This is a genomic window from Oculatella sp. FACHB-28 (assembly GCF_014696015.1).
In the GTDB taxonomy this organism is placed as follows: Bacteria; Cyanobacteriota; Cyanobacteriia; order Elainellales; family Elainellaceae; genus JAAUTN01.
Window position 1 is genome coordinate 44,302 of record NZ_JACJPJ010000091.1, and the last position, 16,639, is coordinate 60,940.

Genomic DNA, 16,639 nt, shown 5'->3' on the forward strand with positions numbered 1-16,639 from the left:
CGCATTTATCCTATGTGGACAACCCTAAGACAGCAAATTTGGCGATGGCGCGGAGTCCTCATCACCGCCCCTAGTGTTGCCGGAGGATTGTTGCTGCTGCGATGCTTGGGCGCACTGCAGTTTATGGAGCTAATGGCGCTTGATCAGCTGTTTCGTCTGCGTCCCCTTGAACCGGCTGATTCACGAATTATCCTCGTGACTATAGATGAATCAGACATCAAACAGCTTGGACAATGGCCAATGTCCGATGCAGTGTTAGCTCAGTTGATTTTATCCATTAAACAACAACAACCCAGAGCCATTGGACTAGACATCTTTCGAGATTTACCTGTAGAACCAGGACACTCTGAGCTGATCAATGTTTTTACCTCTACCCCTAACCTGATTGGAATTGAGAAAGTGATTGAAACAGCTCAAGGTGAAGTGGTTCAAGCACCACCAGCCTTGGAGCAGCATAATCGAGTCAGTGCTAGCGATCTTCTCTTAGATACCGATAGTACAGTTCGCCGCAGTTTGCTGTACCTCAGCAATCAAGATGGAAAATCGATCGCGACCCTAGGAACACAATTAGCTCTGGTGTATCTCAAGAAAGAAGGCATCCAGCTTGAAACAATCAACCTCACCAAAGGACAACTCCGGTTAGGTCGAGCGGCTTTTACTTCCTTACGTCCGAATGATGGCGGTTATGTAGGTGTTGATGCCGGTGGATATCAAATTCTTTCAAACTTTCCAAAACTCCAGGACCATTTTCGCACCGTCTCAATAACGGAAGTATTGCAAGGACGCATACCCCAAGATTTAATGCGCGATCGCATTGTGCTGATTGGATTAACAGCCGAGAGCCTTGAAGACAAATTTTTCACCTCCTACACCACTAACTCAATTGCAGCACCCGCAGGGGTTGAAGTTCATGCATTGTTAAGCAGCCAATTGCTCAGTGCTGCTTTGGATGGTCGTCCTTTATTAGATGCCTGGTCAGAGCCGCTGGAATGGCTGTGGATTATCTTTTGGTCTACGGTTGGAGCTGTTGTGGGTTGGGTATCGCGATCGCCTCGTCAGACCGCATGTAGAGTTACTTTTTTAGGAGTTGTGCTTCTAGTCGGTGCATACGGACTGTTTTTAGTAGGGTGGTGGATTATTATCATTCCTCCCTTGCTAGCCCTCGCTGGCTCTGCCGTTACAAGTAATGGCTACCTGCTGTGGGAGAACCTGAGGGGGTATGCCCGCAATCTGGAACAGAAAGTGGAAGAACGAACTGCAAAATTAGGGCAAGAAATTGTTGAACGAAAACAGGCAGAAGATACTCTGAATCAACAAAAACAGCTCCTGCAAGCGATCGTGGACCACATTCCTGCCATGATTACGCTCTACAATGCGGAGGGAAAAGTTGAATTCGTGAATCGTCAGTGTGAGCAAATCTTGGGGTGGACAACTACAGATCTGCACCATATTGACCTGATTGCTGCGTGTTGTTCTGATTCGGAGCAACAGCAGCAAATTTTAGATCACATGTTATCTGCAACAGGTGCCTGGTTAGATCTTAAAATCAGAACAAAGGACGATCGCCTGGTCAACACAGCATGGGCAAATGTTCAAATTGCAGAGCGCTTATTCGTTGGCATTGGACAAGATATTAGCGATCGCAAGCGAGCTGAAGAAGCGTCGATTTTGGATGAGCGCAATCGGATGGCGCGAGAAATTCACGATACCTTAGCCCAGGCATTTACCGGTATTCTGCTGCATGTCGGGGCGGCAAGCGAGCAGATTACCAAAAAGCCAGCCTCGGCACAAGCTCATTTGGAAACGGTGGAAGAATTAGCTCGAACTGGACTAGCTGAAGCGCGGCGATCAGTAGCGGCACTACGTCCTAAACTGTTGGAAGAAGGAAACTTATTTAGCGCTCTCAAACACCTGACCACTCAAATGAGAGCGACTACGAATACCAATCTCACGTGTGACATCATCGGGACTGCCTACCCTTTGCCACCCGATGTGGAAAATCATTTACTTCGCATTGGACAAGAAGCACTGACTAACGCCGTTAAGTATGCTCACGCCACTGAAATTCAGGTTGAGCTAGTTTGTGAGGAGTCACAGTGTCTTCTGCGAGTAAAGGACAATGGACAGGGATTTGAAGTGAGTCAAATTCCCCTGGGTAAAGGGTTTGGATTATTGGGAATGAGTGAACGGGTAGAGCAAATTGACGGTGAGTTAATCATTCACAGTCAACTAGGACAAGGCACAGAAATCGTTGTAATCGCGAATCGGAAGTAGATATTTTTCTCTATCCTTCACAAAATGCTCTTGGGTACGAGGTCAGCCCATCTGTCGCCACTTGTTGCGATGATAAGCACAAAGAGTCGCATTACAAGCATTAGAAGCAACGCAAAGCAGTTTCCCTTTACACGCTAACCGCACCTCATCCACCCATTCTTTGTCCCCACTTAAGTAACTCACACTAGAGACTCCTAATGCCTTGCCTGCTTCTCCTAATTGACTGACAAATCTTCTAATGTAGGTTGGGTGGAGCAGAGCGTAACCCAATACTTACCTAGATTCTGTTGGGTTACGCATTCGCTTCACCCAACCTACGACATACTAGGCTCTTCTAATGCCTTATCTGCTCCTAATCTCATTCATGCAGGGCTTCACTGGTTAGATTGGCAATTGCTTTAACAAGTTCCTGAGGTTCGATCGGTTTAGACATGTAATGCTGAAAACCGGCAGCGATCGCTTGTTTCTGGTCAGGCTCCCCGGCATAGGCAGTGAGCGCGATCGCTGGCATCATTTTGTCTTGCGCTTTTTTGTCTTGCGCTTCCATGGCTCGAATTTGACGGATTAGCATATATCCATCCATATCTGGCATTCCAATATCACTCAACAGAATATTGGGCTTAAGCTGTGCTAACACCTGTAAAGCTTCCTCAGCTGAGCTTACAGCCGTTACGGTCGCCCCTGCCTGTTTGAGTACAACGATGTAAAAGTCACGAGTATCTGTATCATCATCCACCACTAAAATTTGTAGGTTAGTGAGAGGTGCGTTAAATGATGAGTGATCAATGGTGAAGGCTGTATCCTCGGTTTTTGATCCCTTTTCAGTTCTACTAAGTAACGGTAGTCTGACGATGAACGTTGCTCCCTGTCCTTCCCCCAGGCTTTCTGCCCAGACTGTTCCACCGTGTAGCTCTACCAGATGACGAACGATCGCTAAGCCTAAGCCCAAGCCACCAAACTTACGAGTGGTCTTACTGTCAGCCTGACGAAAGTAGTCGAACACATGCGGCAGGAAATCAGGGCTAATTCCCTTACCCGTATCACTCACGGTGAGTTGAACAGAGGAATGGAAGGGCAAGGAGGTCACTGTCTTCACTTCTTTGCCCCCTTGTCTTGCATCCTGACCTTCCTGTACCTGCTCCAGTTTTACCTCTACTCGCCCACCTTCAGGTGTGAATTTAATTGCATTGGATAAGAGGTTCCAAACTACCTGTTGTAAGCGGTTAGGATCTCCTAAGACTTCTCCTGTAGAAGCATCAAAGTCCGTTTGGATTTCAATCATTTTTGCCTCTGAGGCTAAACGGACTGTTTCTATGGATGATTCGATTACAGTGACAAGATTGATCGGGATCGTATTGAAACTGACTTTGCCTTGCAGAATTCGAGAAACATCTAGCAAATCTTCAATAAGTTGTGCCTGTAGCTTGGCGTTACGCTCAATCGTCTCAACAGCTTTTTTGAGCACTGCTGCATCAAACTCACGGGTTTGCAGAAGTTTTGCCCAACCCAGAATGGGGTTGAGGGGCGATCGCAACTCATGGGATAGCACTGCCAAAAACTCATCTTTAATCCGGTTGGCTTGCTCGGCAGTCTCCCGTGCGATTTGTTCTCGTTGCAGCAGTTGTTCTCGTTCGGCTTCAGCTTGTTTCCGATCTGTGATGTCTGTAATGATTCCGACTAATCGGGTCGGTTGACCCTGTATGTTTTGATAGATGCTGCCGCGTACCGCAATCCAAGCGGGATAACCATCAGCCCGAGTTATTCTACATTCAAAATCCAGATCTTCATAAGTCGAGAGTGTTTGCTGAAACTTCAGCTCGATGTCCGCTCGGTCGTCTGGATGAATATGATTCAAAAGGGTTCCATAATTCCATTCTGGCAGCAGTGAGTCATAACCAAAGATTTGGTCATGCAGCAGCGATCGCCGAGAAGTGCGTGACGGAATCGTTAAATCCAATTCCCACTCTCCAATCTGCGAGGAATCAAGCACAAACTGCAGTTGTGCCTCTCGTTCGCGCAAGGCTGCTTCAATTTGTTTTTGGTGATCAATGTCGGTGATGGTGCCGATCCAACTGGTGATTGTTCCCCGGCTGTCGCGCAGCGGCACTCCTTGACTGATAAACCAGCGGTAGATGCCATCAAAACGGCGCAGGCGATACTCTACTGCATCAGAGTTTCCAGTGGCGATCGCCTGTCTCCAAACTTGCATGGTGCGATCGCGATCGTCAGGGTGAACGGATACGATGCCACCAAAACCAATTGACTCTGCTTCGCTCAATCCGGTGTAGTCATACCAGTGCTGATTGAAGTATTGCATTGTCCCCGTTGGATGCATCAGCCAAACTACTTGAGGCATTGCTTCAGCTAAGTCTCGATACCGTTGTTCGCTCTTTTGCAGGGCAATTTCTGTCTGCTTGCGGTCGGTAATGTCTTCGGTGACTCCTGCTAGTTGATAGGGCTCTCCATCTGAGTTACGAGATACAAAGCAGCGATCGCGCACCCACCGAATTGAACCATCAGGACGAATGATCCGGTATTCGTCATCTTGACTATCGCTGGTAGGACCCTGGTCAAGTGCCATTTGGATGCGCTCGCGATCGTCTGGGTGAATGGTTTGCATCCACACCCCGTAATCGGCGTACAGTTCCTCACGCGGGCGGCCCCAAATTTGCTCATACGCCGGACTCAGGTAAAGCATCTGCTGCGTTTGCAGGTCGAGCAGCCAGAAGGCACTTTGAATCGTCTCTGCCATCTGACGAAATCGATCCTCACTATCATTTCGAGCCAGGATTGCCCGATCGCGCTTGGCCTCGGCTTGCTGCCGCGCGGCCATTTGCTGTTCTAGCTTCTGGTTTGCGGTTTGCAATTGCAGTGAAAGTTGGCGCGATCGCAGCAAAATCTCGACCCGTGCCTGTAATTCAGCTTTTTCGATCGGTTGGGTAATCAGTTCATCAATGCTTTGCCACAGTTGCCGCGTCACATATTTCACATCTTGCCGACTCGTTGCTAACAAAAACGGTAGCAAAACGGGACTCTCGGCAGTTCGTCTGGCTTGTACAGCCTGCCACAGTTGGTCTAAAGCTCTGGCTCCAATAATGCACAGATCAAAGGGTTGAGACACCAGTGATTCACTCACGGTCTCGGCATCCCAATCTGGCACAAGCATGTCATAACGGGGTTCTAGCCACTCGCATAAGAGTCGACGATTTTCACGGTGTTCTAACAGCAGCAAAATTCGACTCATTCCGATCCTTTCAGCAAATTTTGAATTAACTGCAAGAACTCCCGCATGATCAGAGGTTTTCCCAACAGTCCTAGTGCGCCATGAGTAACACTAGCTTGTTGAACGGCTGCTTGGCGTTGGGGTGAGATGACAAGAAAAGGAATTCCCTGTTCTCGCAGTCGCTGACACAGTTTCCAAATTCTGGCATCAAATCCAGAAATATCAACCAATGCCAGCTTGATTGTAGTGGTAGTATTCATAGCTTCTTCCACCTCCTCTAGACTGATTTTGGCCAGAACCTGGTAGCCCTGCCGTGCTAGAACCTGGGTAAGCAATTCTAAGTTGCAGCGGTTGCGATCGACAGCTAGAATTAGAGGTTTGAGGGCTTCATCAGTCACATTGGTTATTTACCTGTTCTGGCTCACCCCTCAAGATGCCTCGAAGTTGCGATAGGGGTTGCCCAACTTGAATGCCATCTGAAGTAATATCCAGTTCACGCAACGTGCGCTCAAAATTAGATAGTCGCTTTTTCAGTACACCGATCGCCTTACGCATTTCTCCCTGCATCTCTAGATAGCGCAAGAACACAATGTTGTCTGCCAGGTAGCTAATGCCAATCTCAGTAGCGCGAAAATCGCCAGTGATTCCCTCAGTTTCATTAATCAAAATTACCGTGACACCTACATTCTGCAAATATTTGCACAGCGCATGGAGATGACTAACCAAATCTGCTCCTCGTACTGATAGACGATAGCCTGCAATACTGTCGAGCATGACAATTCGCGCCTGTTTTTGCTCCACTTCCTGCCGCACTAAATTAGCAAACTCGTCTGGGCTAAACTGTAGCGGCTCAACGGCGACAATCGACAAGGTTTCACGTTGAACCATTTCCCGCACTGGAATGTTAATCGCTTCTGCCCGGTGCAGCACCATGCTGGACTGCTCCTCAAAGGCGTAAAGCACCGATCGCTCTCCTCGTTCAGCAGCAGCTTTTATAAACTGAACGCCGATTGTGGTCTTACCGACTCCAGTTGGTCCCGTAAAAATCGTCACTGTTCCCCGTTCAATTCCGCCATTGAGCAACGCATCGAGTTCTGGCACCCCTGAAGGAATTGCCTCCATCTTGAAATCTCGCTCATACGCCTCAGGCTGAAGCCGGGGAAAAACTTCCATACCTGTAGCCAGCAAACGAAACGTGTGAGCGCCTGCCCGAAAGCCAGATCCTCGAAACTTAACTACCATCAGGCAACGGGTGCCATTAGTCTGTTGAAGCTCGATTACGCCATCGCTCATGAACTGCAAGTCGTCATCTGGCATGGTCGGGCTGCTTTCCGAGGCAAATAGGACGGTCGCGCCCTGCTCTAATAGAAACCGCAAAAACGATAGCACCTGCTTGCGAAACTGGAAGACATCCGTTGCCAGGTAGCGAAACTGGGTCATTGCATCAATAAACACACGCTTGGGTTGAAGCTGCTTGACCTGCTCCACAATTTTTTGGGTGGTCGGTTCCCGCTCAACTTCAGCAGGGGAAAAGATGTCGTAGGTTTCGACTTCCGTAAAAAAATCTGAACTGGGGCTAAGGTCAAGAAACGTAATGGCTTCGGTGTTAAACCCCAGACGGTTACCATTCGTCCGCACTTGTGACTCAGCCTCGCCCAAAACGATAAAGAGGCTGTTTTCTCCTTGCGCTACACCTGCTGATAAAAACTCTAGCCCCAGTGTCGTTTTCCCTACACCAGGGCCACCCCGTACAAGATAAGCCTGTTGAGGAATTAAACCACCATATAAAATCTCATCTAATCCTGGAACTCCAGTTGAAAGGCGATCGTGTTGCATCAAAGTTTCGAATATCTTTTGCTTAGAAACATTAGTACATATATGAAAATTTTTTCATATTTTTGAAGCTCATAGTTCTATCGAAAGGGTGACGATGCTTTAAGACCTTTTCAATCATATGCTGAATGTAGTGCAGCAAGCCTCATGTTTTAATCCCTGAGCCTTCAGACAATACTGCTAACTCGCATGAAGAGTTACCTCTTGATCCAACAAGTGTGGTCTGAAACTGAACAGCAATTATCAAACTTCTCAACTTACCGGATGGCACAATTAGCTTCAACTATGATGAGTTATGTCACTACATTAAAACAAAGTTTTTTAACCTTAAGAACTCATTAAGATTTGCAAATCTTCGGCAAACGATCGCTTCCTATTTTGATACTGTGATTACCCCTCAACTCTCTACAAATATCTAGCACTAATCGCTTCCCAATCTGCTTTTGATTCAGTAGAGATATGAAATATAACTTCCACTCGACGACCTTCGCGATCGATTCCAATGACCAGCAGACCTCGATTGGTTTGTTCCTCAGCAAAAATGCCTTTGAGATCGGAGTACTTCATTTGTGGATTCTTATACCAGTTTGATTTGAAAAGTATGCAGATGCCCGCAGGGGCGAATGGCCATTCGCCCTTACAAGGAGCTGATGTGTCGTGAAATCTATTTAAATCGGTATTACCTCATTATTTTTAAGGTACAGCAGTTATACCAATTCCAAAATTACAGATAGAAGGGCATCCCGCAAAGCGGGGTGCCCTTCTATCTGTAGCTCTTTTTAGAGAAACGTTATTACTATAAACAGGGAAATTATTAGGAGAATTAGGTTGGCGATGTCGTTAGTTGATATTGGCGTGAATTTAACCCATGCCGCTTTTGATGCCGATCGCCAGCAGGTGATTGATCAGGCGATCGCCGCTGGAGTTCGCACCATGATTCTCACGGGTACCACGGTTGAGGGGAGCCAGGAGGCTCAGAGGCTTGCCAGTCAATATGTTGGAACCTTGTATTCGACGGCAGGGGTACATCCTCACGATGTGCGTCACTGCGATCAGAAAACCATTTTCCGCTTGCAAGAGTTGGCTGCTCAACCTGGAGTCGTAGCCATTGGTGAGTGTGGATTGGACTTTAACCGCGATTATTCTCCTCGTCCTGAGCAAGAGCAATGGTTTGAAGCACAACTGCAACTGGCTTGTGAACTGAAGCTGCCTCTATTTCTGCATGAGCGGGATGCCCACCAACGCTTTATGGAAATCCTCAAGCCTTATCGGAATCAACTATCCGCAGCGGTGGTGCACTGTTTTACAGGCAATGGAGAGGAACTGAAGACATACCTAGATTGGGATTTACACATTGGTATCACGGGTTGGATTTGCGATGAGCGACGGGGACTGCATCTCCGGGAACTCATACGATTGATCCCCTTAAATCGGCTGATGCTAGAAACGGATGCCCCCTACCTGACTCCTAGAACGCTGCGCCCAAAGCCGAAGGGCGGACGCAATGAGCCAGCCTTTTTACCCCATGTGCTGCAAACGGTTGCAGGTGCGATCGCCAGACCTGCTGAGGAAGTTGCCCAAGCTACCACTGCCACCGCTAAACGGTTCTTCAAACTTTCAAACTAAGGTTCAACGATGCAGATGAGCTCGTTCTGTGGGTGCGATCGCCTCAAAATATTGCCCATGAAAATCGAAGGGAAGGTGATAGGGCAACTCAACTTTGGCTAACTCATCCCAAGACTGAGCATTTAGCACTAACAAGAATGAGTTTTCTGTTTGCACATTCAGCACCACGGATAGAATTACTCCTTCATCTTCTGCTGAGGCATTGGGTGCTGCAACAAATACGGGTTCACCCGGATAACAGTTGGGCGATCGCCAAATTTTAGAGCTGCCATCCTCGACGTTGACTTTGACAAGCTAGTCGGTGAAGTTACCGGGTTGAGAGCTTCCAACTCCATAAGCAAACCGATAATCGTGAGCGTTGCACCGTTGATAGTTGATTCGAGGTAGCTCGATCGGCTCTGAAGTCAGTATTTTATAGTTCGCCGTTGAACTATCCAATGGTAGACAATAACGCCTCAGTTCTCCTGCGGCAATCACCTGATCGGGATGATGCAGAAGTGGTTCCAGGTACAAAGATTGAATCACTGAGGGATCGGAATAGGCAACCAGATCCACCACAATTTCGTGATTTTGCTCAAAAGCATTGACATGATGAAAAGCAAAAAATGATTCACTTCTACATGTATGAACGACTTTGCCATCCTCCTTACTGATGATTAAAAAGCGAGTTCCCTCCTCTGGTTTCCAGTGATAATTCTCGATGATTGGCTTACCGCTCAATAGCAGACTCAAGCGATTCAATAAGAGCGGAAATTCTGCAAGGATGATGTAGTGCTCTGTCATGGCAAAGGTGTGCATGTAAGCGGGTCGTTTCACGGGTACAGAGCCAACTAACTCACGCTGATTGGTGTGAGCATCCATCCGGTAGATGCTGTAGCTACATTGGGGAATCAGATTGACTAAATAGCTGTAGACTGCATTTTCCTAAAAGTCAAAGTGAGGATGAGCTGTGGTAATTTGCCCTGGAACCTGATCCTGATAATTAAATCGGTCAACTGTGTTAAGCGTCTTCGGATCAAAGACAATCGGCATGGGAGATTCAGTCACCGAAATGAAGCGATCGCCCTGCACGGTAATGTTGACGGTGGCGTTATCGGTGAGGCGTGGGAATGGGTCGCGAATCCGCTCAACCAAAGAGTGGCGAGCCGTAGTTCTAAACTCACTTCGGCTGATTTTGCCTTTGGCTTTAGCTTCCTGGTAAGCCTGACTTTCAAGAAACCGATTGACAAAAGAAACTTTTCCGTTTTCAAAGGAAAATTTGCGGAGCATCGCGAGTCCGTCAAACCAGTGATGATAAGCTTGTTTGCCAACCTCAAAAGTTCCAGGACCCGTTCTAATCAGGCTACCTCTCAGCCAGTCAGGGATAGCTCCTTGAATCGGAAGCGGGCAGTCTCATCTTCATGATGAGCAGCTGAGAAGCCAAGCTGATAAGGGGTGATCGCTATACAATTTCTCAACGTGAACGTTCTGATTATTGCAACGCATCCACAGAAAATTGACAGCTTGTCGCAAGTTAGATTTTGGTGAGTTGAACAGTCGTCATACTTTAAAGTCCGGACAAATATTTTGACATGCTAAAGCCGTAAGTATGTCAAAATTGAGAATGGCTTTCTGCAAAACTCTACAATCCTCTGAGCTTTGATACACCTAGCTCTGAGCTTCCTAGACCGTACGTTTTCTCTTCTTCTAGACTCACACAAAGCAAATAGCCATAACTTTTTCTCTGTCTCCGGAACTAGAGAATCAACGTTGGAAAGGCATTTAATGAAGTAAGCAGAGATCTCGCAAAACCATGTGATTATCATGATTGGCAAGACATTAGGTGGACGCTATTCAATTACTCGGCGCTTAGGCGGCGGTGGGTTCAGCGACACCTATCTAGCGGTAGATAAACAGCTTCCTAAGACTCCTTCCTGTGTTGTCAAAAGGCTCAAGGCACCACAGGCTGCAGACAGCCTGATTCTCAAGACCGTCAGACGTTTGTTTGATGCTGAGGCAGCAAGTCTCTATGAGCTAGGTCGTAGGAATAACCAGATCCCAAGGCTTTTGGCGCACTTTGAGGAAGACAAGGAGTTTTATCTGGTTCAGGAATTCATCGAGGGGAAAGACCTCGGGCACGAGTTGGTTCGAGGTCAAAAGTTTCCTGAAGAATGGGTAATCGCTCTGCTAGAAGACATCTTGCACGTTCTTGAATATGTGCATCAGGAAGGTGTGATTCATCGAGATATTAAGCCGCGTAACTTGATCAGACGGGTTGAAGACAACAAAATTGTGCTGATTGACTTCGGTGCAGTGAAGCAAATCAGCACGCAAATCGTTAGTGCCAAGAGCCAGGGTGACACAACTGCAACGATCGCCGTAGGTACGCCAGGCTATATGCCAAACGAACAGCAGGGAGGTAAGCCTCGCTTTAGCAGTGATATTTATGCCGTTGGGATGATTGCAATTCAGGCGCTAACGGGTCTATCTCCCCAGGAGTTGCAGGACGATTCTAAGACGGGCGAAGTGATTTGGCGTGAGCACGCTCAAGTAAAGCGAAGGCTGGGTGACATCATCGACAAAATGGTGCGAACTCACTTCAAAGATCGCTATCGGTCTGTGGAGGAAGTACTAGCTGATTTGCAGATTTTGCAAGGCCCTACTCTACGGGATTGGAACTGGTTGACTGCAACAGTAGTTGATCCCAGTAAAAAAACAGTTAGCAAAACTGGCAATCAGGGGGTGCAAAGAGTTTTGAGTAGCCGCTGGGCGGCAGTGGGAGCAACGCTGGCAGTGGGGCTAGCTAGTTATGGATACTGGGTGCAATCTACGTCGAATCTCACCACTACGGCTCAAACTGTTCCTGGTGTCATTGCCCCCTCTGCTCAAAGGTTTGCTCTTGCCAACACGTTAGCGTTGCATACGGGACCAGTCTCCGCGATCGCCACCAGTTCTGACGGTGAGACTTTTGTTAGTGGCAGCGAAGACAAAACTATTAAGGTTTGGAATTTAAGGACAGGGGATTTGCTTCGTACCTTATCAGGACATGATGCTGAGGTGGTTTCTGTTGCGATCAGTCAGGATGGTCAGTTGTTAGCTAGCGGCAGTCGAGACAACACGGTTAAGCTCTGGGATCTGCAGAGCGGCGAACTCATTCGCACTCTCGATCATCCAGACTGGATTCAGTCCGTTGCGTTCAGTCCTGATGGGCAGATGCTTGCCGCCGGAGATCGAGATCAAACAGTTTTTGTGTGGAACGTGTCCACAGGGAAACTCCTTTGCAATTTTATGGGGCACACCGGGGAGATTCAATCCGTTGCTATCAGTTCCGATGGAAGGCTCTTAGCTAGCGGCAGTCAGGACAAAACTATCAGAGTATGGGATTTGCAAACGGAAAAACGGGTACACATCCTTGCCCAACATGCAGAAGCAGTAGAATCTGTCGCTTTTAGCCCCGATGGGCAGACCTTAATTAGTGGTGGAGCAGACAAAACCCTGATCTGGGATCTTGAAACAGGGCGAGTCAGGCGTACTTTATCTGACCAATCAGGTTTGGTGCGATCGCTGACCATTAGCCCAGATGGACAAACCCTGATCAGTAGCCATCAGGACAACACCATCAAACTTTGGGATATACACACTGGACAGCCACTGCGTACACTCTCTGGACATCTAGACTCGGTATCATCCGTTGCAGTCAGCCCAGATGGGCAAACCCTGGTCAGCGGCAGTCGAGACAATGCCATTAAGATTTGGGAAGCACAGTAGAACTCTTACAGCCATTCTCGGATGAGTAAGCCATAGCGTAGGGGCGGTTCGCGTGCCCCTACAGGAATTTGTGGTTTACCCAAGTGGAAATTGCTGTGCATGAATGGTAGCGTGGCGAAGCCACGCTACCATTCATGCCTTTAAAAGTGAAGTGATTCGTGCAGAAGGTCTTTTCCCTAAGTCACAGCGTATCGCTCAACCACGTATCTGCCCAACGCTCTACCCATGACTAAACCATCCTGATTGCCAGACTGGAAGTGAATGCCGCCATAGACTCGACTCATCCCCGCTTCGTCTGCTGCCTGCGAGAAGCTGCTATAAGAGCGAACTACACCCGGCAATCCAATGGAAGTGGTCTCAAACTGAGTATTCTCGCCAAAGAAAGACGCAAGCACGGTAGACGCAGCACCACTGTAGGTACTGTGCCCCGACACATATTCAGGGAATGGGGGTGTTATGACCAACGGAGTCCAAGTTGGATCAGCAACCGTATTAGGATTGCCATCTTGATCCGCTAGACGGATAGCTGTGATCGGCCGCCAGAGATCATAGATATATTTAGCATCCCAGGCGGCAATACCCGCATCAGCCTCTGCAACATTGAGCATGGCAAACAAGCGAGCATTCTCTACTAAGGTATTTCTTCTAACCACTGAAAGCTGTTCAGCGACTAGGTTCCAGTGACCGGGTGGGGTAAACGTGCCCGCGCCATCAGCCCAAAAGTTAGCAATCTCAGTTTGTTCCGCAGTACGAACAGTACTGTTAACGCCACCTAACGTCTTGACCTCGTTGAATTCTGCGGCCCATTCAGCACTACTTAGTGCAGGCGGCCCCTCTGGACGGAACTGGGAACCGCTCCTCATCACAAAGGGTGTAACATTACCCCAGTGGGGCAGTAAAGCGGGCTGGTTGCCGGGTAGCGTGGGCTGCCATCTCCCAGGTGCTGTTCCGGGAATGTAGGAACTTGGGACTGCTGAACCATCATTGCGTCGCGCTGCTAACACTGCATCTGCAACAGAGCGACCTAGAGCTATGCCGTTCGTTTCAGCCGCACCATTGGCAATTTCTGCCAAAGACATAGTCAGTTGTTCATTCAATATAGCGGTCTGATTGGGATAGAGATTGATTAGAATCTGATGCGCTGCACCTGCGACCGCAGCTTCACGCGACACAGTTCGAGTTGAGTTGGCCGTGACCGCATCATAAATAGCAGTATGGAGAACTGCCATACTCCGTGATGCGCTTGGAGGAGATGACCTCTCGGTGACGATCGCATTCAACAGCGTGGCGTTCCAGTCCAGCACTACGTCAGTTCCGTTTGCAGAAACCCGTTTGTTTGCAGCATTGTTGGTTTCGTTGCTCTCGGCGATCCTACCCGTTGGATCAATATTGACAATCAGATAATAGGCTCCCGGCGCAACCCCGGCAGGATTCGTGAAATCGAAAGTAAACTTGCGGGTATTGTTGGGTTGGATTTGAACATTCCCCCGGCTTACCTGATCTAAAAGCTGGTCACTCGCACTCAGCACAGGGTCAGGTGAGGCATAGATACTGACGTTCAGGAAACCTCTGGCTCTCAAGCTACCCCGATTTGTAATATCGACCTTAATTTGCCCTTTATCGTCCTTTTTCTTCGGGTCAATCGTTCTGGGCATGATCACTCGCTCAATCGTGCCGACTAGATCTGGAAGTCGGACTGCTGCCGCTAGGCTGTCACTTCTGCCCCGGACTGTGAGGTTACTATCCCTGCTCAGCAAGGCACTGTCAGTCGCCATGCCAGTTAAGGAGTCTTTTCCTGCCTTGTTTGCTCCCTGCCTAAGTGCAGCTATACTTCTACCATTAACCACCGTTGAAGTGGATGCATTCCCGGTGATTCCTAAAGTTTGAACGTCACTGGCAAAAGTTCCTATTTCAACCTGTTGGTTAAAAATAACTTCGTCTCGTGGAGTAGCTTTTAGGCTCGAAGACGATGAGTGTTTATGACTAAAATCACTCAGTGGGGTAAACAAAGCGCTAGGTTCAGTAGCATGGTTTAAGCCTGTGCGAGAACCTGTTAAGAAGTTTTCTCCTGGTTCAAGTGTAGGTAAACCAGACGTGCTAGAGGAGAGCAAGTCATCAAAACTCTTCATAAAAAATCTCTTTGTTGATAAGAGGCAATAAGTCGGTTCTACATAAGGTCCACTGTCAGAACGGAACAGTTTCTCTATCTTTTAAAATCTCTTAAGAATTCTAAGGCGAATCAATATAAACCCATACGATTGAACGCTTTTGGACGAATTTTGCTCATACGAAAACGCTCGAGACCAATACTACACCCCACAAAGTGCGTGATCGCTCAAGCAGCAATCTGAATACAAAATTTGTTTCTACGACTAGTACTACACCCTAAATAGATCTTCCTACTATATGAATGATTAAAAATCATCCTTTTTGCAGATGCGCACTATTCTTCGAGAAATACCAATCCGGAAGTGCGATCGCCTAGTTCTTCCTGCTTTTAAAAGGGCGATCGCTGCACCAGTATGTCGGTACGAAAGCGTCCACAGAGGATGCGCTGAAGCTACTCTACAGATAGAGTTCCATCCATTGAGTTGGATAGATACTGGAGGGGGCGGACAACGTAAAAAAACAGCATATGGTTAGGAAAGCTGTACTTTGGATGATCTGGATAAGTTTTGTTGCCTATACAGTGTGGCTTGCCCCCCTCGATCGCTCCTACACTTGGGACGTGGGATATCGATTGATTACGTTTCGCTGGGGAGAAATTAATGCCTATCTGCTATCGATCTTCTGGTTAATGGGGGTCTGGCCGCTCATCTATGCCAGTTTGATGTTGGTCGATGGTCGAATGCAACCCTTCCGCGTCTGGCCTTATTTTATTGGCTCAAACTTCACAGGAGTCATTTGCCTATTACCTTACCTGCTGTTGCGTCAGCGCAACCAAACTTTTAACGGCACGATGGACAAGTGGTTAGCCTGGTTAGAACGAAGATCAACAGGCGTTATGTTGCTTTTCACGGCGATCGCCCTCATTGCCTACGCGCTCATCGTTGGAGATTGGGCAGACTTCGTACAGCAGTTCCAAACCCGCCACTTTGTCCATCTTATTTCTCTTGATTTTTGTCTGATGTGCCTGGTTTTTCCGATTACTTCCCTGTTTGACGACGATATGGCACGACGAGGCATTTCTAATCGTGCTGTTTTTTGGGCGGTGGCACTGGTGCCTCTGTTTGGTCCCTTATTTTATCTCTGTTGGCGATCTCCCCTACAAAAAACCGTTTCTAGTCCCACACGCATCACCGACACACAGTTCCAGTAACCTACAGCAATCTCTACCTGAATAAATCACAAATTCCTGTAGGGGCCGCGAACGGCCCCTAGTATTTCTAGCAAAGTATCAGCAGGGTAATTCATTCAAACATCAGTGGCTAATCATCCAAGGTCGTCCTCCCTTGTGATCTTTAACCTTAGAAGGTTTTGGTTCTTGTCGCTTCACTAACTGCGGCTCTGGATTTTCACGCTTGAGCCGCAAAGAGCCAGAAAGCAGCATAGGGGCAGAAAAAACTCGTCGTCCAGGCTGTTGGCAAGAAGGGCAAGAAGCCGGAGCATTACACTCTGACATAGCACGCCATTCATCAAACAGCCCGCACTCCTCACAGCGAAACTCATACAGGGGCATAGGTCAAAACCTCTTTACGGTGGTCTTTTGCAACTATCCAATAGACTTCCTGGGTGAGTGGTAGTGAGACACCGCGCTACCATTCATGCCTCAAAAATTGATTTAGGCAGAAAGTCTAATCGCTTGAAATATCAATCATGTGTAAATGCATTGCCTCCAAACTTGAATTGTTGGAGGCAATGCGTATTCAAAATTCGACATTGCACAAATTGAGAATGATGCGGAAATTCCTAACATGCGAATCGCCCACCGTAGGG

General features: G+C 47.8%; 10 protein-coding genes and 1 pseudogene. 4 read left to right on the forward strand and 7 right to left on the reverse strand.

Features of this window, described 5'->3' with window-relative positions:
- Positions 1–12 precede the first annotated feature (12 nt).
- Entirely contained in the window at positions 13–2,274 is a 2,262-nt protein-coding gene (locus H6F88_RS24340; protein ID WP_190645323.1) for a CHASE2 domain-containing protein, read from the forward strand.
- A gap of 358 nt (positions 2,275–2,632) precedes the next feature.
- On the opposite strand, the gene H6F88_RS24345 is transcribed toward H6F88_RS24340, so the two are convergent.
- From H6F88_RS24345 to H6F88_RS24360, 4 genes are all read right to left on the reverse strand, one after another.
- Positions 2,633–5,518: a PAS domain-containing protein gene (locus tag H6F88_RS24345; protein WP_190645324.1), complete on the reverse strand. Its 2,886-nt coding sequence runs from the start codon at positions 5,516–5,518 to the stop codon at positions 2,633–2,635.
- Complete coding sequence (locus tag H6F88_RS24350) at positions 5,515–5,895, reverse strand: response regulator (RefSeq protein WP_190645325.1); 381 nt, start codon at positions 5,893–5,895, stop codon at positions 5,515–5,517. Before H6F88_RS24350 ends, H6F88_RS24345 begins: the two co-directional genes overlap by 4 nt.
- The gene (locus tag H6F88_RS24355; protein WP_190645326.1) at positions 5,888–7,333 is read right to left on the reverse strand and encodes an ATPase domain-containing protein; all 1,446 of its coding nucleotides are present in this window, start codon (positions 7,331–7,333) and stop codon (positions 5,888–5,890) included. Before H6F88_RS24355 ends, H6F88_RS24350 begins: the two co-directional genes overlap by 8 nt.
- Positions 7,334–7,735: 402 nt before the next feature.
- Positions 7,736–7,897 carry a hypothetical protein gene (locus tag H6F88_RS24360; RefSeq protein ID WP_190645327.1) on the reverse strand — a complete coding sequence of 54 codons (162 nt, stop codon included), beginning with the start codon at positions 7,895–7,897 and terminating at the stop codon, positions 7,736–7,738.
- A gap of 267 nt (positions 7,898–8,164) precedes the next feature.
- Here H6F88_RS24360 and H6F88_RS24365 point away from each other — a divergent pair, with 267 nt between their 5' ends.
- On the forward strand, positions 8,165–8,956 hold the full coding sequence (locus H6F88_RS24365) for a TatD family hydrolase (RefSeq protein WP_190645328.1): 792 nt from the start codon (positions 8,165–8,167) through the stop codon (positions 8,954–8,956).
- A 3-nt stretch (positions 8,957–8,959) separates the two neighbouring features.
- Here the strand turns inward: H6F88_RS24365 and H6F88_RS33585 are convergent.
- Positions 8,960–10,333 (reverse strand): annotated as a pseudogene (locus H6F88_RS33585) (carotenoid oxygenase family protein).
- Between the two features lie 426 nt (positions 10,334–10,759).
- On the opposite strand from H6F88_RS33585, the gene H6F88_RS24375 reads away from it, so the two are divergent.
- Positions 10,760–12,703, forward strand: coding sequence for a serine/threonine-protein kinase (locus H6F88_RS24375; RefSeq protein ID WP_190645329.1), 1,944 nt, complete (start codon positions 10,760–10,762; stop codon positions 12,701–12,703).
- A gap of 176 nt (positions 12,704–12,879) precedes the next feature.
- Here H6F88_RS24375 and H6F88_RS24380 read toward each other — a convergent pair whose 3' ends face one another.
- Positions 12,880–14,832 (reverse strand): CARDB domain-containing protein, encoded by a 1,953-nt coding sequence (locus tag H6F88_RS24380; RefSeq protein WP_190645330.1) that lies wholly within the window; start codon positions 14,830–14,832, stop codon positions 12,880–12,882.
- Between the two features lie 530 nt (positions 14,833–15,362).
- On the opposite strand from H6F88_RS24380, the gene H6F88_RS24385 reads away from it, so the two are divergent.
- Positions 15,363–16,022, forward strand: a complete 660-nt coding sequence (locus H6F88_RS24385) for a DUF2834 domain-containing protein (protein ID WP_199333775.1) — start codon at positions 15,363–15,365, stop codon at positions 16,020–16,022.
- A 102-nt stretch (positions 16,023–16,124) separates the two neighbouring features.
- Here H6F88_RS24385 and H6F88_RS24390 read toward each other — a convergent pair whose 3' ends face one another.
- Complete coding sequence (locus H6F88_RS24390; protein ID WP_190645332.1) at positions 16,125–16,382, reverse strand: zinc ribbon domain-containing protein; 258 nt, start codon at positions 16,380–16,382, stop codon at positions 16,125–16,127.
- Positions 16,383–16,639: the final 257 nt, after the last annotated feature.